The sequence below is a fragment of the Bradyrhizobium prioriisuperbiae genome, from assembly GCF_032397745.1.
Classification (GTDB): Bacteria; Pseudomonadota; Alphaproteobacteria; order Rhizobiales; family Xanthobacteraceae; genus Bradyrhizobium_A; species Bradyrhizobium_A prioriisuperbiae.
In genome coordinates, this window is the sequence record NZ_CP135921.1 from 8,343,448 (window position 1) to 8,365,536 (window position 22,089).

The 22,089-nt window shown below is 57.5% G+C and carries 33 protein-coding genes and 1 tRNA gene; 3 read left to right on the forward strand and 31 right to left on the reverse strand.

Annotated elements, in window-relative coordinates:
* Window positions 1-21 precede the first annotated feature (21 nt).
* Window positions 22-1,887: a terminase large subunit gene (locus RS897_RS38645; protein WP_315833912.1), complete on the reverse strand. Its 1,866-nt coding sequence runs from the start codon at window positions 1,885-1,887 to the stop codon at window positions 22-24.
* Window positions 1,817-2,230: a P27 family phage terminase small subunit gene (locus tag RS897_RS38650; protein ID WP_315833913.1), complete on the reverse strand. Its 414-nt coding sequence runs from the start codon at window positions 2,228-2,230 to the stop codon at window positions 1,817-1,819. Before RS897_RS38650 ends, RS897_RS38645 begins: the two co-directional genes overlap by 71 nt.
* 17 nt (window positions 2,231-2,247) lie before the next feature.
* Between RS897_RS38650 and RS897_RS38655 the strand changes: the two genes are divergently transcribed.
* The gene (locus RS897_RS38655; protein WP_315833914.1) at window positions 2,248-2,415 is read left to right on the forward strand and encodes a hypothetical protein; all 168 of its coding nucleotides are present in this window, start codon (window positions 2,248-2,250) and stop codon (window positions 2,413-2,415) included.
* 476 nt (window positions 2,416-2,891) lie between these two features.
* Here RS897_RS38655 and RS897_RS38660 read toward each other — a convergent pair whose 3' ends face one another.
* From RS897_RS38660 to RS897_RS38795, 29 genes are all read right to left on the reverse strand, one after another.
* Window positions 2,892-3,044, reverse strand: a complete 153-nt coding sequence (locus tag RS897_RS38660) for a DUF2158 domain-containing protein (protein WP_315833915.1) — start codon at window positions 3,042-3,044, stop codon at window positions 2,892-2,894.
* 272 nt (window positions 3,045-3,316) lie between these two features.
* Window positions 3,317-3,393 (reverse strand) — tRNA-Ile (locus tag RS897_RS38665).
* Window positions 3,394-3,497: 104 nt separating this feature from the next.
* A complete protein-coding gene (locus RS897_RS38670; protein ID WP_315833916.1) occupies window positions 3,498-3,950 on the reverse strand; it encodes a GIY-YIG nuclease family protein in 453 nt (150 codons plus the stop codon).
* Window positions 3,951-4,080: 130 nt separating this feature from the next.
* On the reverse strand, window positions 4,081-4,740 hold the full coding sequence (nusG, locus tag RS897_RS38675) for a transcription termination/antitermination protein NusG (RefSeq protein WP_315833917.1): 660 nt from the start codon (window positions 4,738-4,740) through the stop codon (window positions 4,081-4,083).
* A 148-nt stretch (window positions 4,741-4,888) separates the two neighbouring features.
* Window positions 4,889-5,032, reverse strand: a complete 144-nt coding sequence (locus RS897_RS38680) for a hypothetical protein (protein ID WP_315833918.1) — start codon at window positions 5,030-5,032, stop codon at window positions 4,889-4,891.
* A complete protein-coding gene (locus RS897_RS38685) occupies window positions 5,029-5,319 on the reverse strand; it encodes a hypothetical protein (protein ID WP_315833919.1) in 291 nt (96 codons plus the stop codon). The genes RS897_RS38680 and RS897_RS38685 overlap by 4 nt, the downstream gene beginning before the upstream one ends.
* A 204-nt stretch (window positions 5,320-5,523) precedes the next feature.
* Window positions 5,524-5,871 carry a hypothetical protein gene (locus RS897_RS38690; RefSeq protein ID WP_315833920.1) on the reverse strand — a complete coding sequence of 116 codons (348 nt, stop codon included), beginning with the start codon at window positions 5,869-5,871 and terminating at the stop codon, window positions 5,524-5,526.
* Between the two features lie 644 nt (window positions 5,872-6,515).
* Window positions 6,516-6,905 carry a hypothetical protein gene (locus RS897_RS38695; protein WP_315833921.1) on the reverse strand — a complete coding sequence of 130 codons (390 nt, stop codon included), beginning with the start codon at window positions 6,903-6,905 and terminating at the stop codon, window positions 6,516-6,518.
* Window positions 6,906-7,295: 390 nt separating this feature from the next.
* Complete coding sequence (locus RS897_RS38700) at window positions 7,296-7,646, reverse strand: hypothetical protein (protein ID WP_315833922.1); 351 nt, start codon at window positions 7,644-7,646, stop codon at window positions 7,296-7,298.
* Window positions 7,643-7,936: a hypothetical protein gene (locus RS897_RS38705; RefSeq protein WP_315833923.1), complete on the reverse strand. Its 294-nt coding sequence runs from the start codon at window positions 7,934-7,936 to the stop codon at window positions 7,643-7,645. Before RS897_RS38705 ends, RS897_RS38700 begins: the two co-directional genes overlap by 4 nt.
* The gene (locus RS897_RS38710; RefSeq protein ID WP_315833924.1) at window positions 7,933-8,106 is read right to left on the reverse strand and encodes a hypothetical protein; all 174 of its coding nucleotides are present in this window, start codon (window positions 8,104-8,106) and stop codon (window positions 7,933-7,935) included. The genes RS897_RS38705 and RS897_RS38710 overlap by 4 nt, the downstream gene beginning before the upstream one ends.
* A complete protein-coding gene (locus tag RS897_RS38715; RefSeq protein WP_315833925.1) occupies window positions 8,103-8,954 on the reverse strand; it encodes a hypothetical protein in 852 nt (283 codons plus the stop codon). Before RS897_RS38715 ends, RS897_RS38710 begins: the two co-directional genes overlap by 4 nt.
* A gap of 239 nt (window positions 8,955-9,193) precedes the next feature.
* Window positions 9,194-9,742 (reverse strand): DUF559 domain-containing protein, encoded by a 549-nt coding sequence (locus RS897_RS38720; protein ID WP_315833926.1) that lies wholly within the window; start codon window positions 9,740-9,742, stop codon window positions 9,194-9,196.
* Window positions 9,742-10,005 (reverse strand): DUF2312 domain-containing protein, encoded by a 264-nt coding sequence (locus tag RS897_RS38725; protein ID WP_315838885.1) that lies wholly within the window; start codon window positions 10,003-10,005, stop codon window positions 9,742-9,744. The genes RS897_RS38720 and RS897_RS38725 overlap by 1 nt, the downstream gene beginning before the upstream one ends.
* Window positions 10,006-10,013: 8 nt before the next feature.
* Window positions 10,014-10,583 carry an HNH endonuclease gene (locus tag RS897_RS42415; protein ID WP_407654383.1) on the reverse strand — a complete coding sequence of 190 codons (570 nt, stop codon included), beginning with the start codon at window positions 10,581-10,583 and terminating at the stop codon, window positions 10,014-10,016.
* Window positions 10,580-10,798 (reverse strand): hypothetical protein, encoded by a 219-nt coding sequence (locus RS897_RS38730; protein ID WP_315833927.1) that lies wholly within the window; start codon window positions 10,796-10,798, stop codon window positions 10,580-10,582. Before RS897_RS38730 ends, RS897_RS42415 begins: the two co-directional genes overlap by 4 nt.
* Window positions 10,799-10,841: 43 nt before the next feature.
* The gene (gene thyX, locus RS897_RS38735) at window positions 10,842-11,573 is read right to left on the reverse strand and encodes an FAD-dependent thymidylate synthase (RefSeq protein WP_315833928.1); all 732 of its coding nucleotides are present in this window, start codon (window positions 11,571-11,573) and stop codon (window positions 10,842-10,844) included.
* Entirely contained in the window at window positions 11,570-11,878 is a 309-nt protein-coding gene (locus RS897_RS38740) for a DUF3310 domain-containing protein (protein WP_315833929.1), read from the reverse strand. Before RS897_RS38740 ends, thyX begins: the two co-directional genes overlap by 4 nt.
* Window positions 11,875-12,183 (reverse strand): TSCPD domain-containing protein, encoded by a 309-nt coding sequence (locus tag RS897_RS38745; RefSeq protein WP_315833930.1) that lies wholly within the window; start codon window positions 12,181-12,183, stop codon window positions 11,875-11,877. Before RS897_RS38745 ends, RS897_RS38740 begins: the two co-directional genes overlap by 4 nt.
* Before the next feature lie 90 nt (window positions 12,184-12,273).
* The gene (locus RS897_RS38750; RefSeq protein WP_315833931.1) at window positions 12,274-13,089 is read right to left on the reverse strand and encodes a ParB/RepB/Spo0J family partition protein; all 816 of its coding nucleotides are present in this window, start codon (window positions 13,087-13,089) and stop codon (window positions 12,274-12,276) included.
* A 29-nt stretch (window positions 13,090-13,118) separates the two neighbouring features.
* On the reverse strand, window positions 13,119-14,201 hold the full coding sequence (locus tag RS897_RS38755) for a DNA-methyltransferase (protein WP_315833932.1): 1,083 nt from the start codon (window positions 14,199-14,201) through the stop codon (window positions 13,119-13,121).
* On the reverse strand, window positions 14,198-15,589 hold the full coding sequence (locus RS897_RS38760) for a helicase-related protein (RefSeq protein ID WP_315833933.1): 1,392 nt from the start codon (window positions 15,587-15,589) through the stop codon (window positions 14,198-14,200). Before RS897_RS38760 ends, RS897_RS38755 begins: the two co-directional genes overlap by 4 nt.
* Complete coding sequence (locus tag RS897_RS38765; RefSeq protein ID WP_315833934.1) at window positions 15,586-16,692, reverse strand: DNA polymerase III subunit beta; 1,107 nt, start codon at window positions 16,690-16,692, stop codon at window positions 15,586-15,588. The genes RS897_RS38760 and RS897_RS38765 overlap by 4 nt, the downstream gene beginning before the upstream one ends.
* A complete protein-coding gene (locus RS897_RS38770) occupies window positions 16,689-17,054 on the reverse strand; it encodes a hypothetical protein (RefSeq protein ID WP_315833935.1) in 366 nt (121 codons plus the stop codon). The genes RS897_RS38765 and RS897_RS38770 overlap by 4 nt, the downstream gene beginning before the upstream one ends.
* The gene (locus tag RS897_RS38775) at window positions 17,051-17,404 is read right to left on the reverse strand and encodes a hypothetical protein (RefSeq protein WP_315833936.1); all 354 of its coding nucleotides are present in this window, start codon (window positions 17,402-17,404) and stop codon (window positions 17,051-17,053) included. Before RS897_RS38775 ends, RS897_RS38770 begins: the two co-directional genes overlap by 4 nt.
* A 226-nt stretch (window positions 17,405-17,630) precedes the next feature.
* Complete coding sequence (locus RS897_RS38780; protein WP_315833937.1) at window positions 17,631-18,413, reverse strand: GcrA family cell cycle regulator; 783 nt, start codon at window positions 18,411-18,413, stop codon at window positions 17,631-17,633.
* Between the two features lie 6 nt (window positions 18,414-18,419).
* On the reverse strand, window positions 18,420-18,992 hold the full coding sequence (locus RS897_RS42420) for a helix-turn-helix domain-containing protein (protein ID WP_407654384.1): 573 nt from the start codon (window positions 18,990-18,992) through the stop codon (window positions 18,420-18,422).
* Complete coding sequence (locus RS897_RS38790) at window positions 18,992-19,252, reverse strand: hypothetical protein (RefSeq protein ID WP_315833939.1); 261 nt, start codon at window positions 19,250-19,252, stop codon at window positions 18,992-18,994. Before RS897_RS38790 ends, RS897_RS42420 begins: the two co-directional genes overlap by 1 nt.
* Before the next feature lie 2 nt (window positions 19,253-19,254).
* Window positions 19,255-19,620, reverse strand: a complete 366-nt coding sequence (locus RS897_RS38795; protein WP_315833940.1) for a hypothetical protein — start codon at window positions 19,618-19,620, stop codon at window positions 19,255-19,257.
* 1,003 nt (window positions 19,621-20,623) lie between these two features.
* Between RS897_RS38795 and RS897_RS38800 the strand changes: the two genes are divergently transcribed.
* A complete protein-coding gene (locus tag RS897_RS38800; protein ID WP_315833941.1) occupies window positions 20,624-21,148 on the forward strand; it encodes a hypothetical protein in 525 nt (174 codons plus the stop codon).
* A 110-nt stretch (window positions 21,149-21,258) separates the two neighbouring features.
* The gene (locus tag RS897_RS38805; protein WP_315833942.1) at window positions 21,259-21,996 is read left to right on the forward strand and encodes a S24 family peptidase; all 738 of its coding nucleotides are present in this window, start codon (window positions 21,259-21,261) and stop codon (window positions 21,994-21,996) included.
* Window positions 21,997-22,089 lie beyond the last annotated feature (93 nt).

A 22,089-nucleotide genomic window follows, 5' to 3' on the forward strand; every position in this document is an offset into this window, starting at 1 on the left:
AAACACCTTCTGAGTGGGGCGTCACTTCATGACCGCTTCCGAGAGCCAACCGTCGAGATCGGCACCAGCCTTTTCAGTCATAGTTGCCGCACCAGTAGCCATCGCTATCGTCACTAGACCGTCGATTCGACCGCGCGACCGCTTCTTATCGAAAGCCCTATTTTTTTGACCGTCAGCTATCAGGAGCGCATTACCTGCACACCAATAGGTGACAGGCGACGCATCGATCGTGATGCCCTTGTTCAGAATTCTGTCCTCAAGCCGCTCTATCGAACGAGGCATGCAAAGCTGCTTGTCTTCGAAAATAATTCTGGTTCCTTGAGCGTGGCTCACGAGTTTGAGCCCGAACCCCTCCGGTTCTTCAGGGCCCTCCCACTTCCAGACCGGGAAACCGATCTGTTCGCAGGCCGCAATGAAGTCGCCAATGCCCGCCGGGTCGAACGCCAAGAACTCGATGTTGTCATTCTCTGACAGAATCTCTTTGACCTTCGCTGCGACAAACGTCTTGTCGATTACAGCGCCGTTCACAGCCTCTAAATCTACCGTCGGATCCTCAGCCCATTCTTCGTAAGGCGCATTGTCTGACTTCGCTCGATCGGCGAGCCCGTCCTTTGTGGTCCAGTACCAAGTCTTCGCCCAAAGGTGCCCGCTCTCGTCGATCCACACCGCAGTCAACGCGGTCAGGTCGTTCTTCTGCGAAAGATCAAGAGACAGCCAGCATTTGCATTTGCGTAGCGCGGGGAAGTCAACCTTACCTTGAACAGCCGCCCACGCCTCTTCAGCAATCCAGAAGTCAACGGAGCCGGTCGGGATGCCGAAATACAAGCGCTTCACTGACATGGCCGTCGAAAGCAGTGATCTGGCCGTATTCACTTCGCCGCGAACATTCTCGATCGGGAAAGTTATCCCAAGAGCCGGGAGCGCCTTCTTCCAACACGCCTCGTTGTCGAAAACCTTCTCACGGTCCGCTTTGTCGACGCGCGCAATGAACGCGAAGGCCTGATCGTCTATTACCTCGCCCTTCGCGACCTTCTGATACCAGTCCGAGTATTGCGTCCCGACGATCTGCGTCGATGCCGGCGTGTTCGTCCCCAACAACATCAGCGCATCGCCGGGCATTTTAGCGATGGCGCGCTTCCAGGTCTCGATCGACGAATTGCTTTTGAACTCGTGGATTTCGTCTGCTGAGACCAGCGTCGGCTTCGGCCCCGAGATTGCCTCGCCGTTCGCCAGCGACTGAAAAACTGAATTGGTGCTCGGGTGCTCGATCTTGAAAGCGTTGTCCAGAAACCCGCGGATAATTACTTCGCCGCGCGACTCCAGAGTGTCCACGTCCTCCGGATCGGTGCCGGGGATCGGAGCCCGGCACATCGCCGCAGCATCTTTGAACAAGACGTTCGCCGTCGCCTTGTCCTGACCGATGGCGTAGACCTTGGCGCGCTGGATTCCGTAGTAGCCCATCATGTACAGGCCGATGGCGGCCATCAGAGGACTTTTGGCCTGACCTTTGCCGGTTTCCAGCCAACCCGACCGGAACCTCATCCGGCCGCTCTCCATCCTCCATCCGAACAGACTGCCAATGCAGAAAGTGTGCCACGGCAGAAGATCGAAGGGCTTCCCGACCTTTGCGCCTTCCGTGATCGTCAAGACACCAGGGAAGAATCCGAAGGCATGTTCAGCCCGATCTGGCGACCAGTAGATGCCGCGCGTCGCGCCGTCGACCAGATCCCTTAAATGCCTCTCAGCCGCATAGCGGACAATCTCTCCGACGAGAGCCTTCCCATCAACCGCGTCCCTCGCCCATCGCGTGGTCGGGTCACTTGGCAACCGGCTTGAGGTACCCACCGCCGATGAGCGACGGTTTTTGCCGTTGGACTTTCCCGCCATTATTGCGCCGCCGCGGCGTGATCGTCAGTTCCGCCTCGGCAGCTGACGCCATCGCGTTCGCGTCCTTCAAAACTGTGAACCACGGGTTGTACGCCGGCTGCTTCTTGCCCTTGCGCGGGAATACCGCCCCCTCATCCGCGACGTGGCGCATCGCGATCTCGTAAAGCACATAGGAGTCGATGAGGCGCTTAACCTGGCGCTCGTTGGCGTTGGCGAGTTTTTCGGAGCTGCGCAACTCGCCAATGATGATCCGCCATTGTCTTCCAGCGAGGTCCTGATCCAACTCGTCGGTGAACTGCGCCGCCCAATTCGGTTCGGCCAAACCGTCAACGACGGACAGCACCGGGCGCGGAACCTGCTGTGACCTTTGCGGCTGAACAGGTGCCGCTTGCGGCTTGGGCTTGCGGCCCGCTCCCTCACGCTTACCGCCTCGTGGCATCGGTGTTTGATTTCCAAAAAATCAAACAGCAAAAATTACTGAGTGATTTCAATTATCGTAAGCCGGCATCGCAGCTGGCTGGTCTTTGATTGCGATGGGTCACCTCTGATTTTTGGTCCCATTGCGTAGGCACCTTGGCCACCGGTCTTTTAAGGAAAGAAACTGAGACTTTTTCCTACCCCCCCGGTGGGACCTGACCGCGTGACGTTCCATGGATGATCCGAAGCAGTCGGCCGACCATTGATGTCACAACCAACCTCAAAGCCTCGGGCCTCGATGCCCTGCTCTATGGTGTCGTGACAGTCCTTGCAGGACGAAGCCAATGCACCCTCCCAGAACAACACAGCATCACCTTTGTGGGCAACGACATGATGGGCAACGGTGGCCTCGACTACCAACCCCTTGACAGTACAGCGTTGGCACAACGGCTCAGCCTGAAGTTGCCGTGCCCTACGATCACGCCATCGCTTGGTGGAGTACCAAGCCCTCCAAGGCTTGGCATGGCGTCGGGTGGCATCACTCTCCCGATTGCGGATGCGGCGCTCTAGTGGCTTAGGCAAACGCTTCAGGCCAACACGAGATTGGCGACCTTAAAGGTTTCGCGGTGTAGATGGTTTTCGATATCAAACCAGCAGCACTCAACCACCTTTTCGCCAGCAACAACGATAGTCATTGCGGCACCGCCAGACTTCAAACGAACAACGTCTCCGACCTTCATGGAGCCCTCAGCCACAGTCACACGGAGGAGCGACACGGTCTTCCGGATCTGCCTGCAGCATCAGGAGGGAGTCGCCTTCGACTGGTTCCGTTGAGATGGGTGGGCAGCGAAAGCGGCAAATGCGAGCCTTGCCGCCATCCTCAGCCTTAGCCCGAACCGTCGGAAAGGCCACGACCTCACCCATCAGTGTGCTCCGGCAGACCGAAGCAGAGCGTTGCCAGTCTTGATGATGAGGGACCAGAACATGCGCTTCATGGGTTACCTCGTTGTTTTGGTTGCAGGGGCGGGATTCGAACCCGCGGTAACTCGGTTATGAGCCGAGGGCCTTACCGGACTTGGCGACCCTGCGATAATCAGTTTTGCCAAGACCATGGGCTGACACAAGCCGCCCTGCGGGTGAAATGCGGCTCACCGGCATGTGAGCATAGATATCGATTTTGTTCCGTTCGTCGATTAACCACGGGTTAAATTCCTCAATTTCTTTCCCATATCCAGTTCGTACTGGAGCACATCCAAACACGAATTCCCTCTCAGCTTGATCCCGAGCCGCCGACCCTCAGCCAGCAACTCTTGTCTTTTTGCTTCAACCTGAGGATTTCTTGATTTTGGACCTTTGGCCCCACCGCGAGCGCGATTGAACTTCGGATTCTCTTGCCGGATGGCAACGTCCTCAGCCCAAAAAGCCGCCTCGCGCGAGGCGAACCAAGTAACCTCAATTCTCACGATCTTCTCGAACCAATGGGAGTTGGCGCGGTGAGAGAGCGTCCGACTTAAGAATGTATTAGATATACCGACATATAGTAGCGTTCCCGCTTTATCGAAGTGCCTATAGAGCGCACATTTTTGTTCGGTCACCCTGGCGTCTACTCCAAAGATGCCCGCACCGCGCGGATAGCGACCTTCCATGCCTTGCGGTACAGATCGTTGCCATCAAGGGCCTCGATACGCCGCACAGCCTCATTCACAGCTCGACGCGCGGCGTCTGCACGCTCAAGATCGATGCGGCGCTTTAGTTCGTCATCGACCGCATCTCCCGTCACGCAGCCCTCACACTGCATTGGTTCATCTTGGTGTACTGGTTGCTGCCGAGGAGTTTCAGGTCAACACGATGGCCTTTCGAGCTAGTCACCGTGGCGTATTGTTCTGCGAATTCGCCTTCAATAATCTTGATGCGGGCGCCAACGGGAAGTTTGCCGTGCGTGACCTCGTCCCATTCGCCAGCGATATAGCGGCAAAGCATTTTCTCGACCCAGTGGGAGGGGAAGGGTGTGGGATTTCCAAGATTCGATACCATACTTTCGATATCGAACAACGAGCTTACCGAGTTGAACGATTGGCGAGGATGATCGACCTCAACGAATAGATACCGACCCAGGATCGGCCTCTCCTTGGCCCGCTTGACGCGAGCATGTGAAATCCACCTGCGGGACTTCGGATAGAACGATCGGAATCCCATCTGCGCCAAATCAAGTTCAGCGGCTCGGTGGGCATTAGGCCGAACGACTGCACAATACCACTTCGCAGTCTCCGCCAGAACAATCTGTCCACTGCCGGGAGCGTCTGGCGTGGAGCGCTTCAAATAGTCCACAACCTGCCCGACCTTCACATCCAACCAGTTTATCGCGCTCATTGCTTCAGTTTCCCCAATCACATCTGCGCCGATCGACGCCAGCGCGTCTGGCGCTGCTCTTTCCACGAACGCTGCGTGCTACGCCACAAATCGTCCCAGAGACTGGGAAGCGTTCGAGGTCCGCGCGAGCGTCGAAGCTTTGCCTCGCCGACATCGGCGAACCACCTGCGCCTCTCCTGTGTTGTTTTCATGTGCCGCAGCATTGGTGATTTTCCTATGGCAACGTTTCTTCGACGAGAACGCGAAGCATCTCATACGCCTCGTCAGTCAGCAGGTCGCGCAGGCCTTGAAGTCGCCGAGTGAATGGATTCTCGGCCGCGAGCTTATTGAGGAGTTCAGCAATCTGCTCATCGGTCATATTTCCTGGTCCTCGTGCTCTTCGATGCCGAACGCTCCGCCTTCGATGCAATTGAGAAAGGCTTGGTCGGCCATCTCGTGGATCATCGTTGTACCCCGCTCATCCTCGGCGTTTAGCGCATTCACGAAATCCTTGGAGAACTCCGTCATGTCGGTGATTTTGTATCGGGTGTCTACCTTGCCCATGAACCACCATCCATCCAGCGCGGACTGCAATGCTGACATATGAAAAGTGATGACAATCGACTTCCCTTTGATCACCGCTCGTCCGCCGTTTTTGTTTTTCATAGTCAGGCCTCCGTTAGATGTCCCTCTTGCCCGGCTCAGGCCCGACACGTCCGCCCGCGTTCCATTTGATCCACTCGCGAGACCAGTTCAGTCGCGCGCCCTTTTCATCCATCCCTGCAATCACCCGCCCCGGATTCTCAATAGCTGGTAGCTGAGGTTTTGGGACCTCATCTGTTGATCCGTCGGCTGGGTTGCGGATTGGGGTCATGTGAATTGCTGACTTGGACTACAACGGATGAAATTGCTCTGACCGACGGACTCGCCTTTGACGTAGATCGCCAAGTCGTTCACGGACTCCGCTACGGCCCTGACAGATACCTCAGGACCATAGATGCCGATGTACGACGCAAAACCAATTTCGTCGACGCGCAGGTCGCGGCCGGGGCCGTATTCTCCCGACTCCGGATTGTTCTGAGTGACAACAAGCAGCCCCTTACCGTCCGTCCACCTGAACATTTTCCCGTCGCGACGGTCGAACCACAGCCCGTGTCGCCAACAGAACTCTGGCCAGCGGTCACCGAAATCCGTAATATCGAATCCGTGCTCGCTCATGCCGTCACCTTCTCGCTATCGCGCGGACTGGAGGAATTTCCATGCCGAATGTGTTCTTGATCACCTCAAGACGAACGGGCTCAGTGCACCGTCGCCACTCGCTTATGCCGTCAAACTTGACCCACCTCTGCTCAAGTCGCAGTCCAAAGAAGCTGGGAGCCAGACGAAACTCATCCGTTATCGCCCATCCGAGGATAACGAAGTCCCTCGGCGGGGGCGGGCATTCGCGTTCAGTTGGCATCGGCCGTCACCCTCTCGCTATCGAGCGCCGCTCTGTGACAATTCCATGCACACCCAACCCCCGTCGCGCGTGGGATTATAGCCGCTACAGACCTTGCTTTTGTCTTGTTTAAATTTTTCGAGTTTGACCACAATGTCGGAGACGATGTGGCCGGTCCCGTTGAACCAGTCCAAGAAATCTCGCAGGAAGCCCCAGAGCCCATCAATGTCATCGAAGTCGACGGTCCCTTCCCAGAGCCCATGCTCGACTGACTTCATTTGCAAGTGGCATCGATTACCAATTATTGAGACCTCCAAATCAGTCCTATTCCCCTTACGGTTTGCCCTTGGGATAAGGGCCTCTCTGGTTCTACGCAGGTCTTTCTCAAGCTCTGATATACGATCTCGTAATTGCTCTACTTCGCTCATACAGCATCCCCATCTTCGTTGATGTAAGCGCCGGCAAGCCTGTTTGAGATTTCCTCGGCGGAGATGCGAGCACACAACTCTTCGAACGAAGATCCTATTTTGAACTTGATAGGCTGTGTGAATTCGCCATCGTATACAATACATTCATGCCAGCCAGCCGATAGAGCATCAACGCCAGGTTTGGAAAAATAGAAGCCGGGCTTGCGAACGACCATGTCGCCAATGTCTGCTGTGATTGCCGACAGACTATCGACGCTAAGCTTGGCGGCATAGGCTACCCTCAGGTCAGTCGATGCGATGGCCGCTTTCGCAAGTGCAGGACCAGCCAATGGTATAGTCGCCATCAGCCCCAAAAACCCACGCCTCGATTTCGAAACCTCGGTCATCGCCCGTCCCTCGCCTTGCGGCGCCCATAACGAAAGCTTGGCCACTCACCAAGCCGCCCAGGCGATGATTGCGAAAGCCAACGCGTTGCCGCAACGCGCAGATGTGGCAAAAACTCCATTCGCGACCGCGCCCGCAGACCACGTCGATGGTATTTCACAATTTCATATTTCGGCTCGTGCTCGTCAAACTGCACCATTCGCATTGGCGCTAGACGATCACGACTAGACCATGCATATCCCATCACTTCCTCGCCTTCTCTGCCATCAGCCGCCTATCCCACCCCACAAACTCAGCAATGAGTGGATGCTGCTTCACCAATCTCTCAACTTCAGCCCGTGATAGTTCTTCGTAGTGAGCGAACATGGGCCATTGGGTTTCGGTAGCTGAGGTCATAACGCCACATCGCGTGACGCTGCCGGCATTTCGTAGCCCTCACCCCAGCGTGTCAGGATTTCAATCTCGTACTTGCTGACCGCCTTGCGGAGATGGCAAATTCGCACGCCTGCATATCCAGATGGATTGTCTGATATCGTGCTGGGCAAGCAGACGATATCAACAACCTGTGCCTGCGTCAGAAACCCGCCTGGAGCCCTCGAAAAGGCAACCGCGAGTCGGGCTAGCGAGCGCGGCAAGCGCCATTCAGCCGGCATCAGCGTCGACGGTCGAACAGTCTCGTTGGCCTGACGCAGCGCCTCTTCCAACTCCGAAATCCGTTCGCGCAATTGCCGCTCGACGTTCATGCCGCATCTCCAGCTTTCGGACACAGCTCAGCATCTGCAATCATCTTCGCTGAAAGCCGCTCCAGTTCCAGCATCTCGCGATGAAACCCGTCGTCAACCTTCTCGGACCAGTACGTGTCATATTTTGCAGCTTGAGCTATGGCTTTGAGCCTACCTGCGGCGGTGAGCGCTTCTTTGGCAGTGACGACGTCGGCCATGATCACCCTAGCCCTATCAGCCAAACCTACGCGGCCAAGAACCGCGCCAGCAGATCGCAAGCGCTTCGACCACTTCAAGGCAAGTATGCTCATGTCTCGTCGCGCTCCTGACCTACCACCTGCGTTCCTGATACGAACGAGTGAAACATCTCAGCCGCAAGCACGACCTGAGCGGCAAGTTTCTCTGGGGCGACTTGCTTTGGAATGAACAGCGTCACCGCGAGTTTGAGGCATTCAAGCCGATCTTTTTCCTGAGCGATCACGCTGCATTTTCCTCTGCCGATGATGTCTGAAGCTTCTCGCCGAACCCGTTGTAGCCAGGCGGCCACTGCGTTTCTGCCCAGCAGACCGTTTGCTCGCACCCATCGATCGTGAGGGTGTAGACCTTGGGCTCGCGCATGCGGTTGGATTGTCGATACTCAACCAAGGCCGTCATCTCGTCGGTTGTGGAGACGATCTTGACCAGCTTCGATATCCGTTCGCCCGAGCCGGGATCGATGCCAGCGGCAATCAAGATCTCCGGAGGGCAACGGCACGACGTTGAGCGCGGATCATTGCCGGCCCATCGCGGCCACTGCGACTCGTCGGCCATCCATCGCCTTACCGCACCTTCCCAATCCTTGGCCTGTGGGTTTGTAGCCCGCTCTGCCGCGACGAACGCGACAGCCGCGATATCGGCCCAACGCTGCTCACTGAGCCACTTCAGCGCGTGAGCGATGTACTGGGTGCCAACCTGCTGTTTTTCGGTCGCATTGGCCGCGTACCGCTTGGCACCAGCAATCATCAAATCCGGATCGACGCCCGATTTGACCAACGCGTCGAATTTGATCTTGGCTGGGAGTTTGGGGTTGTCGCCGTCTCGGGCTGGATATTCCTTCCAGAAGTCTTCGAAGAAATCATGCACACCCGGCGGCGCATCAGCGGCGGCCGCGGTATGTGGTAGTAGGTCCAAGGTAAAGGTAGAAGGTCCAAGATCAGCATCGATTCCTCGCGAATCCTCGCGAGAGGGCTCCGATCTTTCGCGATATTCCGGCAACCGCGAAGCTGATGGTCTGTCAATCTTCTGATGTTCCAGCCACTTAACGATTTCTAGGTACTGAGACCCATCCACTTCGTATCGCCTAATGCACCTCTTGCCTTCAAGCTCACCAAGCCACCCATCGATAAGGGCCGCTGCATCGTGGTCATATGGGTAGAGAAGGCTCGCGAGCAATCGCGAGGCTGCGCGAGCCCTCCCAGCATCATCCGCAATCGTGAAAAGCTGAATGAAAAGCAGACGCGCGTCACGCGACAAACCCCCAATCGTCTCCGACTGCGGTAGCTCAGGTTTTATGGTTCGAATGCGAGCCATCAAATGCCTTTTTCAGCCCAGTCCATGACCTGTTTGGCGCAACCCATCGGATCTCTCCAAAGCTCAGACCCGGTAAATCGAAATATTTCAAAACCGCTCGTTTGAGCCTCGCGATCCCTCCCGCGGTCTTTCGATGCCTGCTCTTTGGTTCGCTCGTGAAAGTCGTGTCCATCGCATTCCACGATCAGCTTGCGCCAGCCTGGAATGCCGCTATTGGGTTCTCGAATACGACCGCCGTACACATTAAAAATGTAATCGACGCGCCAGCCTGGTAGCTGGGCCTGCTTCTGAATAAATATCCATTCCTTCGCGTCACGGCGGCGCTTTACCGCTTCGGCCTGCACTGCGGTCACGAACATGACCTGCTTGAACCAGCTATCTCGTACATGCCTTGTGTGAAGCACGACGGCCGCACCAAAAAGGCGCTCGATCGGCGTTGTGCCGTAATTGTCGATACGTTCCATTGACGCGCATTCGTATGCGATCTCAGCGGAAACATGCTCGGTGACCTGCTCCTGAAGCAGCGCAAAACCGAAAATGTTTGACATTAGATCATTCCCAAACTCTGCATGTAAGTTTCCAGGATGGTTTCCTGCTCCTGGCGCTCGTTGGCGTCCTGCTTGCGCAAGCGAACGATCGTTCGCAGCGCCTTGACATCGAAACCGTTGCCCTTGGCCTCGGCGTAGACATCGCGGATATCATCGCTGATGGTCTTTTTCTCCGATTCCAACCGCTCTATCCGTTCGATAACGGACTTCAATTGGTCTTTTGCAAAGCTGGTCGATGTGACGGCTTGGCTGTTGTGTCCCATCTCTGAGGTCATTCTGCTGGCTCCCTCGCGTCGCTTGGCACTGAACGCCAAGTTCTGTTTTTCTTGACCAAGCTGATGGTGGAGACGGACACTCCGAAATCTCGTGCGATTGACGGGTACCGTTCGCCGGACGCTATTCGACTGCGGATTTTGGGAATGTCGGATTCCACCAGCTTGGCCCCGATCACAGCGCTGCCGCATATCCTCGTACCGTGCCGCGCTCGGTCCTTCTGGTTTTCCAGTCCACTAGCCCATCGCAGATTGTCGACCCGACAATTCGAGGTGTTGCCGTCATTGTGGGCCACCATGGCCCCAGCAAACGGCGGAGGTCCTAGAAATGCGTTCGCAACTAACCTGTGGACCCGCGCCGTTTTGGTTTCTTCCCCCACAACAATAGATACGTGCGGGTAATCAGCCTCCTCCGCCGGCTGCAGCAGCGCGCGAGGCCCTTGGATGTTGCCCCATGAACTAACGCTGTAGTTTGGAGCCCAAGAGATCGGCCGCCAGGTCTCGGTCTCGACCAAACCCATCAAGAATTCGGCTACGGAGGATGGGAAATGTGCGCGCTCTGGCTTCATTCCGCCCTCCCCGCGCGCAAAACCTCAGCCCGCGCCAGATCCCGCTCAATGGCCTCCGCAGCCTCACCGGATAGACCGCGATGGGCTGCGTCGGCAGCGGCTTGAAGCGCAGCAAACGTCTCACAGCGCAGCGTGACGCTGATACGGCGCGAGCCGGGACCGGCGCCTGCCTGTGTGCCGATACGGGTGGATGCCAAATAGGTCGTGTTGGTCATGTTTGGTCCTAAAACGCGTCGTTTGCAAAACGTGAAACGGGAATTAGCTCGCTTTGGCCTCCCAGGCCGAAATACACACAGGGACGATCGCGCGCGCCAAATCGCGCATCGCGTCGGCATAGACACGGATTTCATATTGAGCGTGGCTATCGCAGCGGAGCGTCAGAAACTTCAACAAGTTCAACAGGTCTACCGTTGCAAACATGTGGCTATACGTGGCCACGGGCAGCACGGATCGCGCCAACTCACGAGGAACGCCACCTGCTAGCAACTTGCGGTATGCAGCAAAGCTGGCAACCGCGGAGGCGCGGAGTGTTTCAACGCACTCGTGCACCAGCGGGTTGAGCCCCCCGACGTCGCGGCCTTGCTTGTTGTCCTTAGACTGGACGCCGATCAATTCTGGTGCCGGTACGTAGAACTCTTCTGGCAGTTCCCGATACCGCGCCGAAAGTTCATTGAACGACCATGTACGATGTCGGTGCCACTGTCGGAAAACAAAAATTGGCGCCTTGACTTCAAAGGTGAATGTCACCGCCTCAAACGGCGTGGTGTGGTGGTTTTTCCACAGGAAGTTGATTAGCTTAGCGTCCGAGCCATTGTCTTCTCCCGCGCGCCACGCGGCGTCGTAGGAAACACGAGCTGCACGCGAGACGGAGAGGTCGCTGCCCATGCTGTCCACGAGGCGGACAAAGCCATGATCCAGTACGCTCCGGAATGTTCGATCTTCATGCACTGCGGCTGCGTGGCGCGCGTCTGCGCCGGTCAAATTTGTCATTGCGGAACCCTTTTCACGAAATCTGCGAGATAGGCCGCATACCAAGCGGCCTTGGCATAATCTTCCGCCCCGTTCTTTTTCAGAGCACGCGCGTTGTATTTGTGGACGTTGAATTTCATCGCGCCGATGAATTCTTCGCGCGTCAGCCAAGCCTCCATGACCTTGATCACCTCGAACGGATTCCCAACACCGCCATAGTGGGCGGGATTATTGACGGCATCCGGCGCGGTCCGCGACGCTGTGCTGGTGGCAACTTGCTCAGCGCTGTCCCCATGCTCTGGTGTGTTCGTTGCGTTGGCGTTCATGCGGGCTCTCCCATGAGGTCTACAAGCGCACCAATGGGGCCAGATGGCGTCCCGTCCGAGTTGCGCGTGATGGCGTGGCTGATGGTTTCGATGGGGACGCCGTGCTGCAGCGCCAGGCTCAACAGTACCGCCGAGTCCCGGGCGAGCGTTTCCGCCTGCGTCCCCGACTTGGCGCAGTTGATGAACACCTCCTGAATCGGAGCGCTGCCGTGCGCGCGGCCGAGGCCGACGATATAGCGTTGTCCCCAATGCTCAAACCGAACGGTCTCGTGTGATCGTCGATTTGGAAGAGTTGTTCGGCTCATTTCCCGCTCTCTGCGCTGCCCGTGCTCTACGGGCTGTGTTGGCCTTGTTGCGCTTGCGCGCCCTGCGTTTCTTCCCGGACTTGAAACGGCTCAAGCCGCGACCTTGCGTCCTTTGAGGATGCCGACGGATTCCAGCGCTTCCGTTGCGATGGTTCCTGCAAAATCTTCGTGCGAATCTTCGGCGATCTTTTGAAGCGCGGCGATCAGCACCTTGACGTTGCCCGCAGTGGGCTGGAATTCGCCAGTCGTGGCCCTGACGTGAGCGTTGGTGACCTTGGTTTTGCCTGCTGCGGCAGCCCTGGCCTTGGCCTCGACGAGAGTCTGTTCGGCCGCGTCGCCGTGCTTCTTGACCACGCTGATGGCAGTGGAGGACGAGACCTCGTCGTTTCTGACCATCTGCTGCACTGCCTGGGGCGCTGAGAGAAGCGTCAGGTAGCCGTCAACGGTTTGTGTGGAGGACCAGCCGAAGCGTTTGGCGATCTTGCCGATGTCCCAGCCGAAGCCGATCAGCCGCTTGATGACACCTCCCATCTCCAGTGACGTCAGCGGCTCGCCCGAATTCGACACGACGAGGTCCGCACAACGGTCAGCTTCGGATGTGCCCTTGGCCTCCGCTATGCACGGGATGGCATCAATCTCGGCCCCCAGTTGCTCGATTGCGATTATGGTAGCGGCGCGGCGGCGATGCCCGGCGACTACAAACACCTTCTCGTCCTTCATCCGGACGGTGATGGGCTGTTCGATGCTGAAACCGTTGTCGGCGATAGACCGGGCCAAATCGTGCAGCTTCGCTTTCGCGTCAGCCGTGGTCAGGTCTCGGATGTTGTAACCGTCTTCGACCAAGATAATGCGCGGGTCGATCATCAGCATGTCGCGCTTGCTGGTGGCGAGTTCACGAAGTTTCATGGTTCGGTTCCTGCAAAAGGGGTTTGCGTCTATTCTGCGGCTTGGATCAGAGAAAACAGATCGCCCGAATTGAACGGGTCCGGCCTATCTTGCGTGGCAATGATGGACACCTTTTTGGGGACCGGCTTCGACGGCGCCTGCGGAATAGTTTCGCCTGCCGCGGCCCGCTCACAGTTCTGGGCGGCCTGACGCCAATACGACGGCTTCAGTTCAGCCCCAATGGCACGTCGCCCCATCTGCAGCGAGACGTAAGGCTCTGACCCGATGCCAGCGAACGGCGAGAACACGGTATCGCCTGGATTGCTCCACAACTCGAGACAACGGCGAATTGGCGTCAGCTGAAGCGGGGCGATGTGTGCTTCGTCCTGCTCTTCCCGAGCTTCCTTGCGGGACAGAACGTCGCTCTGCGCAATGTCCATCCACACCGGTTCGGCGTAGCGCTGCCACACGGCGACGCTGTAGCCCGGCTCGCCAGGGTGGACGATGCACGGAACCATCTTCTGCTGTTGCTCGTCCCACGTCCGACTTTCGAGCGGACCATCCGGCGTCGTCTCGTCACCATAATAGGCGTCGAACTCACCGGACACGGGCTCCGGGTTAACGCCATGTTTGCGCATCGTGACGATGTAATCGGGCACAGCCATCCGAGAGATGGCGGAGTCCTTCTTGATCTGCTTGTGCAGCAGGCCGATGGCCTTGGTGCGCTGCATGGCCGACACCGGGTCTTTCCGGATGACGACTTCCGAGTGGAAATGGAAGCCGACTTCCTGATGGGCCTTGATAATGTCGCCGCGGAAGTCGCGCAGGCCAATGAACCCGTCGCGCAGCTTCGACGTCGGCAGGTTCATGCAATGGATGGATGTGAGTCGCCCCGGCTTTGTGACGCGATAGATTTCCGCGATCAGAAACTTGTAGTGCTGCCAGAACTCGCCATCTGTTCGGCAATTGCTCATGTCCCGCGGATCATCGGAGAACGTGTATAGGCTGATAAAGGGCGGACTATAGATCGTATAGTGCACGGACTCATCCGGCAACGACTTGGTCACGGCAACGCAATCGCCGTTCCACAGATGCCAGTTCTCGCCTGATGCCTGATTGATAATGCTGGTCATGCTGCCCCTTTGAGCCAAGACGGGATGATGATGGACGTCTGGTGCGGGACAGGCGCACGAGCTCCACGGAGGGTCCGGGTCGTCAGATCCCGGGTATGCTTGGACATCTGCTCCGCCATATGCTCGGCCGCAGCTTCCTTGGCTGCGAGGTTATCGACGACGGCGCCCTCAGCGGTCGATGCGATGAACCACGCGTTCACGGGGAGCGCTTGACCGAACCGCCAACACCGCCGGATGGCCTGGAAAAGCTGTTCAAAGCTGTCATTGAGGCCGACAAAGACCATGTCCGCGCAGCGCTGGAAGTTCATACCCCAGCCGGCGATCGATGGCTTGCTTACAAGGACCCGAACAGACCCGTTGACGAATCCCATAAGGCGCTGGGTTTTCAGTTCAGGTGAGTGACTGCCTCGGACCTCGATGGCATCATGGATGGCCTCGGTGAGCATCTCCGACTCGGCATTGGAGTTGCACCAAACCAGCCATGGACGATCCGGCATGGAGTTGACCAATGCAGCGGCGGCGCGGACCCGGTCCACGGTGCTGTCACGACGGGCACGGAGCCGCTCGGAGAGCGTATGTGCGACCGGCAGATCCGACGGGACCGTGATGAATTCCTTATTGAGCGCCGGCAGGTCATAGCCCGGCTCGTCATATCCCAACTCGCGCGGATGTCGCAGCATGACCGACCACGTCGACAGCCATGCCCAGAACTCTTGCTCAGCATGCCCCTTGAGTCGCCATTCGTCGACCGGCTTGCTGCCGTGGTTCTTGACGTTCGTTGCCTTCAACGACCCGTCATGGACGAACCACGTAGCCAGCATTTCCTTGGCGCTGCATACCCCGAGGAATTCGGCGTGGTTGCCGAGTTCGACGTAATCGTTCGGCGCCGGCGTTGCGGTGCACGGCAGTCGGAACGGAATGTCTTTGGTGAACTCGATGAGCTTGGCCCGGGTCTTGCTATCGTGGGCCTTGATGATGCTGGACTCATCCAGCACGATCCCGGAGAATTTGGACGGATCGAAATTGTCGATGCGATCGTAGTTTGTCACGACGATTTTTGATCGCGCATCGTCCTGATGGGCGGCATACTCGACGGATTCGATGTTGAATTTCTGGGCCTCCTGCACCGTCTGGTGGGCCACAGCCAACGGTGCTAGGGCAAGAACGGGCCTCCGTGCATCACGACGAACAGCGTCGGCCCACGAAAGTTGCTGGAACGTCTTTCCCAAACCCGTGCCAGCGAACACCGCGGCGCGGCCTCGCTTGAGGCCCCATGTCACGATATCGCGCTGGAATGGGCGGAGAGCGCCGGGCAATTCGGAGATGACCGACAGCCCGACGGGCGCCGCTTCGATCGATTTGCGGGCGATGAAGTCGTCGTAATTCATGCCGCCTCGGCCCTTCGGTTCTTCGAGATGCAAACCGTCTGGACGTTGATCGCCGATGATTCCCCCGGATCGACAATACGAACCGGGTCCATCGTGCGGCGCAGATAGAAGCGCAACTTTTCTCCCCGCATCATCTGGCATGCACCAAGAAGCTGGCGAACAGGCATGCAGAACGATTTTCCGGCGGCACCAGAAACGTCGCATTCGATTGTCTCGGTGCCATCCCCCGCGCCGACAATCGAGGCCGAGATTTCATCTTCGCCCACTACGACGTCCATCAGTCTTTCGTCGGCAAAGTCGGAGATGACAGCGAGGCGCGACAGGCATTCTGAAAATTCTTCGCTGTCGACATCGAAGAAACTGCCGCCGATTTCTGGGATCACGCTTCGGTATTGCTCAGGGTACTTCCCGTCGATGAGTTTCGAGCAATACGAACGAGAGCCGGACGAAATCCGCAGAACGTTGCTCGCCAAAGTGAGTTCCCCGGCCCCGATCTTGCCTATTTCATCGACGGCTGCTCTTGGAACGATGACGCCCGAAAATCCATCTGCGGGGACGTCGGTGGAAAATCGGACCAAATTGGCCGTAGAATATCCGCCCGAACAAAGCGCGCCCTCGTCGTCGTGGACATACACGCCGGAATAAACCGGCCTGGTGTCCTTGGGGTCCAGCATCGCTGCAGGGCGAACGAAGAGTTGTTCAATGTCAGCCTTCGTAATCTTGAAGGTCTTTCCGTCTCGCGGCTCAAGCCGCTGAGGAAATATGTCCACCAGAAGAACGGGCAGCTTGTAGCGCGAGCGTCCGCATTTGACGGCAGCGAAAAGCCCGTCGACTTCGACCGCGACCGAGGCGCCCGACGGCATTCCGGTGACCAAGCGAACAAGCGGCTCGGCTGGCAGCGCGTATGCGCCCGACTGCAGGACATCAGCCGCAATCTTGGCCTCGCTGCACGAGTCCATGTCGTGGCCAAGCACGGTCACAGCATCGCCATCCGCGTCAACCCGGATGTGGTTGAGTATCGGAAAGTTAGCGTTGTTCTTGGTGCGGGCCTGGACCATCCGAAGCACGGACAGGAATTCGCCGGCGGGGAGTGAGAACTTCATGCGATCCTCCCGATGGCATCATAGAGAGCGATGATCGCCCGACTGGGGCGATCAGTCTGCGGCACGACATAGCGCTGCACGCCAACCCGCTCGCATTCATCGAGGAATGTGGCGATAGCGTCGACCGGGTCGCCTTTATATTTGTCTTCGAGTTCGCTGACCCGGCTCTCCGCCTCGGACAGCTCGACGCTGAGCCTGTCCCGATCCGTCGTCATCTCGGTCAACTCGCCCTCCGTCGCCCTAAGCGTGTCATTGAGACGTCCGATCTCTTCCTCAGAGTCGGCGAAATCCTCCAGGCGCTTGCTCAGCTTCTTGATTTCTTCCAAGGCGGTAGCGAGTTCGCCAAGATCGGATAGATTCATGACTTCCTCCAAAAATTCGGGTGCAGCGAATTCCAAAGCGGCGTGCTGGATTGGTGGCGTCGGTTGCTGATCCCGAAGCCAATGCGTTTGATGACCAGCTTTTTGGCCGCCTTGCGGAATGGATGGCCCCACGCACGCGCGTCATGGGCCTCAGGGAGACCCGCCGCATGGGCCGCAGCGGTGCACTCCTCGCTTATAAAAGTCGAATGGCTCTCGGCATATTTGCAAATCCAATCAAACGCGCGATCAGTCCAGCGCGGACTATTCTCGTCCGCATGGTTCGCAACTGCGGTCATGCCAAAGTCGCGTGCCGCCTTGTCCTGCTGGATGAGGTCAAATAGGCCCGTCATTCCGCAGCCTCGCAAACAGGCCGTGACCATCGCCCGTGTTGCGCCCGTCGATCAGAAACCGGAGGCCAGCACTTCTCAAGGTGATATGGACACCAACTACGACCCTTTACGACTTGATGTCCGCAGTAGCGGGCATCACGAGCTTCGCCGTCGATCCATTTGCAGTTGGAGTCGGCCACATCGTAGATGGTGAGGTTGAGGGATTCGACGCGACTTGGCTTCGTTGTCATTGGGCGCCCTCGGCTTGCATTGCAGCGGTTCTTTGCATCGCTTGAGCGAGAAAATCGCGAGCCTGACTTTTGGTCATTTCGGGAGCGCGACCGAGCTTGTTGCGGTAAACAGCAGACGTTTTGCTCTGTCCCGGCATCAGTTTGATTGTCTTCGGGAGCGCTTGCGGCTTTGCCCGGCTGGCGGACCAGTCTCGAATCTTAGCTGTTGCCGCATCGCGCTGCTCTTGCGTCCATAATGCGCGCGTTTCTTTCTGGCGCTCTGCTGACTGCTGTTTGCGCGCAGCAACAACGATAGGATCAAAAAGAGATTCATCAGTCCGATCAGGCAAGCCAAGGCGCCGAGCTTTCCCGATGACCTTGTTTTTGCCAAAGCCGAGTTGCTCCCCGATCTGCTCGCAGCTTAGCGGCCCGAGCCATAATTCCTTGAGGATCTCGACTTTCTTATCAGTCCACCCAGCGGGGTGGCGGACGCGAAGCCCCATCGTCCTCGCCTTGTCGCGGACCCTGGACTTCGATGTTCCGCCCATAATTGCCGCGATATCGCGACAGCTATTTGTGTCCCAGAGATCGCGGAGTTGAGCCTCGCGCTCTGGCGTCCAACTGATAGGCTTCCTTGATTCAAGGCCGAGCCGTTTTGCAATCTTGCAAACCGTAGAAGCTACGATCCTGTCACCAAAAGCCGCCGCGATTTCTGGGGTGGTGACGCCCTGCTTCCATAGGTCGGCGAACCGAACCAGATCTTCGTCATCAAGTATCGCCGCGCGACCTTTACCGGGCATCACTTATTACCTTCTCATTGAAAGAATTGCGCGCAGATCCGCAAGCTGCTGTCTTACGAGACCGACATCCCGCCGCTCCAAATCTGCAATTTTCCGACAAGCATGAAGGACGGTCGTGTGATCACGACCCCCGTGACGCCTTCCAATCTCCGGGAGGGATCGCATCGTCTTCTCTCGGCAAAGAAACATCGAAAGCTGGCGCGCTCGGACAATTGGGGAGTTTCGCCGATGAGAAAAAAACTCATTTCTGCTTGCTTGGAAGTACCTGATGACAACGCGCTGAACGTCGGCCATTCGGAGCGACGAATTCGCGCCTATTTCGATCGGATCGTCAGATTCCGGCTGCCGACCATCGATAATTGCGTGCGCAAGACTCATGGCCTCATTCGTGACTGATCCCGAGATCGGAGAGGGAGCGGACTTTTTAAGTTTGGGGAGAATGGGCTTTGGTGCCCACCTTGTTACCTGCTCAGTCTTTCGGGCATTCGCTCCACGAATAGGAGTGTCCGGCACGGCTGGTCCGCCCTCTCCGAACCTGGCCATGCGGTGGTGCAAGATCGCCGATCTGAGATCGGGCATTATCGATCCCCCATCTTGCTTGCGCCACCGACGTGCCAGAACCGGCAGTATTTGCAGCGATATGCGACGGTCCCGCGGCGGGCGGATTTCCCCGCCGCTACCTTGGTTGCGAATGGCGTCTTGCCCTCACAGCTTGAACTTTGCGACCCGAACGACTTAGGGTTGATATTCGTCCGCCGACGGATCGGCACGACGCCGACTTCGCGGATGATGTCGTCAGCGTTGTTCATTTCGTTGCGGGTGAGGGCTGGCGCCATCATGGCTACGAACCTCCTGAGGCGGAGCGGCGCGTTTCGCTAACCACACGAAGCCTTGCGCTATCGCCAGCAGCAATTGGCTGGCCGAAGTCCTCGTCAGATCCATCAATGACCGCCTTAAGTCTGGCGATCTCGATTTCCATCTGGTGGATTGCATTCCAGACCGCTGCCTTTCTCTTCTTGCTGAGCGCGCCTGCGATGCGCGCGAGTTCGTCCGCTTCAATTCGACGCGCCTTGCCATACCAAATGTCCCCGGCGCGGGTCGGCGATAGGCCGACATGCGGGGCGATGCGGGCGATAACGTCCTTGACGAATTCGCCCGGACGCCACGGCTGAGAGAACTCTTTCAGCATGATTGCCGCGTCAGTCATTGCCTCCTCCCAAGGAAATGGGATCGGCCAAGGTTTTGAGAGGCGATTGGGCTTTAGCTCCCAAGGCCGTGAGCGCAAAAAACAGCATGAACTTCTCCTTCAGATTTCAGGCGGTTGCGATGTTGGTGGATGCGGACGAAAACTGGATCATGCTCGGAGCACGCATCCGCGACGTGCTGGCGTTCTTGGAAATCACGAGCGAGTCCGCTGCGTATTCAAGAAACGGTTCGGTCAGGAAGCTGGGCAGCGGATCGCAATGGAGCGAGGCGTTGATCTCGGCAACGAAGTCCGAGAGATCGTCCGCCAGCTTCGAAAGGGTAACGGCTGCGTCAAAGCCTGGGGCATTAGGCTCTGGGGACGACGCAGCCGTGTCCGCCGGGAGCGGCGGATTGGTGATTGAATCTCGCGGGCCGGACGCTATCCCGGCTCCTTCTTGGTCGTTGGACCTGTTGGGGCCGCTTCTTAGGCTGGCATCCCCTAGGGGGCTTTCGCCCGCGTGTCTGCTTTCCACGCCGCCGCAAGAACTGGATTCGCCCGACGGCCAAGCCGCCGTCACTGACGGCTCACTCTCTCCGTTACGGCAGAGAGCCCTACACCTGTCGGGCGAAACTGAATTGGTTGCGGCACTCTCTCCGCCCGTCACGTCCATAAACTCAGACGTTGTAGTCAGGCCCGCGCCTGACACGCCTACTCGCAACCCCGTTCCGGCGGTGGTCTGTCTTACGGGACCCTGGGCCCCAGCCGTTCCGGCTTTGCCTTTGGTTGCTTTCGCTTGGGATTCCAAATTCAGTTGCGGGATGCCCCCCGCAATCCGCGCAAGAGCCTCCAGCGCGGAACAAGAGTCGGTCGCTTCGCTGGTCACAGCCACGTTTAACGGCGAAGCGACCGACAGTTTGCCCGCAGAACGCCGAGGGGAGGCAACTGCGGGGCCGGAAACATCCATGAATGAGTTGGGCAAGGCCGCTCGCATTAGCGCCTCCCCGGGAACATGAAAGAGATAAGGATGATGAAACCGCCGGCACTGATCATGCCGGCCAGAGCCGTGAACAGCATGACGGCTGCACCCAGCAACGCAGATGTCGTCCAGACCTCAGAAATTGTGTTGATGGTCTGGGTCATGCGCCGCCCCGAGTCCGGTGCGGATATTCTTCCCAAAGCAGTCGTCCGCGATGGTGCCGAAGGGCTGGCGTCTGGAAATCCTCATCGCCGAAGCCGGATGAGGACTGCATCTCCTGCGAGCGATCGCATGTTTGACGGCGCCAAGCGCTTTTCTCGACTGATTGGGCGATTTTGTCGCGAGTCGCTGTCGTCTGAGCATGCGGCTCGAAATGCTTCATGCGGCGCTCTCCGATTCCGAGATTGCGGCATCGCGAGTTCGAATGAAGTCCTGGACACGGCCAACAACTCCGAGCGTCGGCTGGCGCCCTTTATTCTTCAGGTCACCAACAAAGCTGGGGTCTTTCAGAGATTCCCAGCCGAAGGCAGTGGGGGTCATCCCACTGCGCTCAAGGAACGCGTCGATTTCTGAGATGAATTGCGAGGTGGGGTCCATAAACAGGACGATATAGTACGCTTCCTATTCTGTAAATAGGGATATTCCTCGTTCCCTAAAATATAGGTACTATCCTAAAGAGGTGCATGGACGTGGTTCGACAACTGATTCTCGACAAACTTGAAGAGAAGGGCCTGACAATGTCGGAGGCCTCGCTCAAAATCGGGAAGAATCATGCCTATTTGCAGCAGTTTCTAAAGCGGGGCTTTCCCATAGAATTGCCCGAAAAGTCACGAATCCCCCTTGCCGAGCTACTGGGCCTGTCCGAGGACCAACTCCGCGGGCCTTCGTCAAAATTGCCTAAAAGGGAATACGTTAAGAATAACCCTACCCCCCACGAAAGTCAGGTTGCCGGTTTGGACAATCGTCATAAACTGATACCCAATCAACAAGACGCGCCCGGCCATATGTCGGCGGCGCTATTAGTGGGGGAACGTGATCTGCCGGTCTTTGGGATCGCGCAGGGAGGTAGCGGGGCTTTAATCGTGACATCCGAGCCGGTGGACTATGTTGTCCGCCCGGACCCGCTTCTCAGGGTCAAGGACGGGTACGGTATAATTGTCACAGGTGACTCAATGGACCCTGTCCACAAGCATGGGTCTACAGCCCTCGTGAACCCTCACATTCCTTGGAAAACCGGCGATACATGCGTTTTTCGGTCTCACGCTGATGATGGCTCCGTACATGTCGCCATCAAGGAAATCCGCAGTGCAACCGACGATCTTTGGCGCGTTCGACAATACAACCCCGCCAAGGATTTCACCTTGAGGCGGTCTGAATGGCAGATTTGCCACGTCACTGTCGGTAATTACTTCAGCCGCTAACCACTACCCCATGATAGGTAGCATTGCCCTGTTACGGTCAGGAACATAATATTTTTCCTCAATCTCGGTTTTTTCCTATAGACGAAATAGGTT

What these genes read in the sequence shown, in the direction of transcription:
- RS897_RS38730 (WP_315833927.1), bottom strand. Translation starts at nt 10,798, where the DNA reads ATGACCAACACGACCTATTTGGCATCCACCCGTATCGGCACACAGGCA.
- RS897_RS38695 (WP_315833921.1), bottom strand. Translation starts at nt 6,905, where the DNA reads ATGACCGAGGTTTCGAAATCGAGGCGTGGGTTTTTGGGGCTGATGGCG.
- RS897_RS38720 (WP_315833926.1), bottom strand. Translation starts at nt 9,742, where the DNA reads ATGTCAAACATTTTCGGTTTTGCGCTGCTTCAGGAGCAGGTCACCGAG.
- RS897_RS38645 (WP_315833912.1), bottom strand. Translation starts at nt 1,887, where the DNA reads ATGGCGGGAAAGTCCAACGGCAAAAACCGTCGCTCATCGGCGGTGGGT.
- RS897_RS38690 (WP_315833920.1), bottom strand. Translation starts at nt 5,871, where the DNA reads ATGAGCGAGCACGGATTCGATATTACGGATTTCGGTGACCGCTGGCCA.
- RS897_RS38685 (WP_315833919.1), bottom strand. Translation starts at nt 5,319, where the DNA reads ATGAAAAACAAAAACGGCGGACGAGCGGTGATCAAAGGGAAGTCGATT.
- RS897_RS38705 (WP_315833923.1), bottom strand. Translation starts at nt 7,936, where the DNA reads ATGAGCATACTTGCCTTGAAGTGGTCGAAGCGCTTGCGATCTGCTGGC.
- RS897_RS38805 (WP_315833942.1), top strand. Translation starts at nt 21,259, where the DNA reads ATGGACGTGGTTCGACAACTGATTCTCGACAAACTTGAAGAGAAGGGC.
- RS897_RS38800 (WP_315833941.1), top strand. Translation starts at nt 20,624, where the DNA reads ATGATGAAACCGCCGGCACTGATCATGCCGGCCAGAGCCGTGAACAGC.
- RS897_RS38770 (WP_315833935.1), bottom strand. Translation starts at nt 17,054, where the DNA reads ATGAATCTATCCGATCTTGGCGAACTCGCTACCGCCTTGGAAGAAATC.
- RS897_RS38725 (WP_315838885.1), bottom strand. Translation starts at nt 10,005, where the DNA reads ATGGGACACAACAGCCAAGCCGTCACATCGACCAGCTTTGCAAAAGAC.
- RS897_RS38745 (WP_315833930.1), bottom strand. Translation starts at nt 12,183, where the DNA reads ATGAGCCGAACAACTCTTCCAAATCGACGATCACACGAGACCGTTCGG.
- thyX (WP_315833928.1), bottom strand. Translation starts at nt 11,573, where the DNA reads ATGACAAATTTGACCGGCGCAGACGCGCGCCACGCAGCCGCAGTGCAT.
- RS897_RS38740 (WP_315833929.1), bottom strand. Translation starts at nt 11,878, where the DNA reads ATGAACGCCAACGCAACGAACACACCAGAGCATGGGGACAGCGCTGAG.
- RS897_RS38765 (WP_315833934.1), bottom strand. Translation starts at nt 16,692, where the DNA reads ATGAAGTTCTCACTCCCCGCCGGCGAATTCCTGTCCGTGCTTCGGATG.
- RS897_RS38680 (WP_315833918.1), bottom strand. Translation starts at nt 5,032, where the DNA reads ATGACCGATGAGCAGATTGCTGAACTCCTCAATAAGCTCGCGGCCGAG.
- RS897_RS38795 (WP_315833940.1), bottom strand. Translation starts at nt 19,620, where the DNA reads ATGACTGACGCGGCAATCATGCTGAAAGAGTTCTCTCAGCCGTGGCGT.
- RS897_RS38750 (WP_315833931.1), bottom strand. Translation starts at nt 13,089, where the DNA reads ATGAAACTTCGTGAACTCGCCACCAGCAAGCGCGACATGCTGATGATC.
- RS897_RS38700 (WP_315833922.1), bottom strand. Translation starts at nt 7,646, where the DNA reads ATGAACGTCGAGCGGCAATTGCGCGAACGGATTTCGGAGTTGGAAGAG.
- RS897_RS38790 (WP_315833939.1), bottom strand. Translation starts at nt 19,252, where the DNA reads ATGATGGCGCCAGCCCTCACCCGCAACGAAATGAACAACGCTGACGAC.
- RS897_RS38780 (WP_315833937.1), bottom strand. Translation starts at nt 18,413, where the DNA reads ATGCCCGGTAAAGGTCGCGCGGCGATACTTGATGACGAAGATCTGGTT.
- RS897_RS38670 (WP_315833916.1), bottom strand. Translation starts at nt 3,950, where the DNA reads ATGGAAGGTCGCTATCCGCGCGGTGCGGGCATCTTTGGAGTAGACGCC.
- RS897_RS42420 (WP_407654384.1), bottom strand. Translation starts at nt 18,992, where the DNA reads ATGCCCGATCTCAGATCGGCGATCTTGCACCACCGCATGGCCAGGTTC.
- RS897_RS38760 (WP_315833933.1), bottom strand. Translation starts at nt 15,589, where the DNA reads ATGAATTACGACGACTTCATCGCCCGCAAATCGATCGAAGCGGCGCCC.
- RS897_RS38775 (WP_315833936.1), bottom strand. Translation starts at nt 17,404, where the DNA reads ATGACGGGCCTATTTGACCTCATCCAGCAGGACAAGGCGGCACGCGAC.
- RS897_RS42415 (WP_407654383.1), bottom strand. Translation starts at nt 10,583, where the DNA reads ATGAAGCCAGAGCGCGCACATTTCCCATCCTCCGTAGCCGAATTCTTG.
- RS897_RS38755 (WP_315833932.1), bottom strand. Translation starts at nt 14,201, where the DNA reads ATGACCAGCATTATCAATCAGGCATCAGGCGAGAACTGGCATCTGTGG.
- RS897_RS38660 (WP_315833915.1), bottom strand. Translation starts at nt 3,044, where the DNA reads ATGAAGGTCGGAGACGTTGTTCGTTTGAAGTCTGGCGGTGCCGCAATG.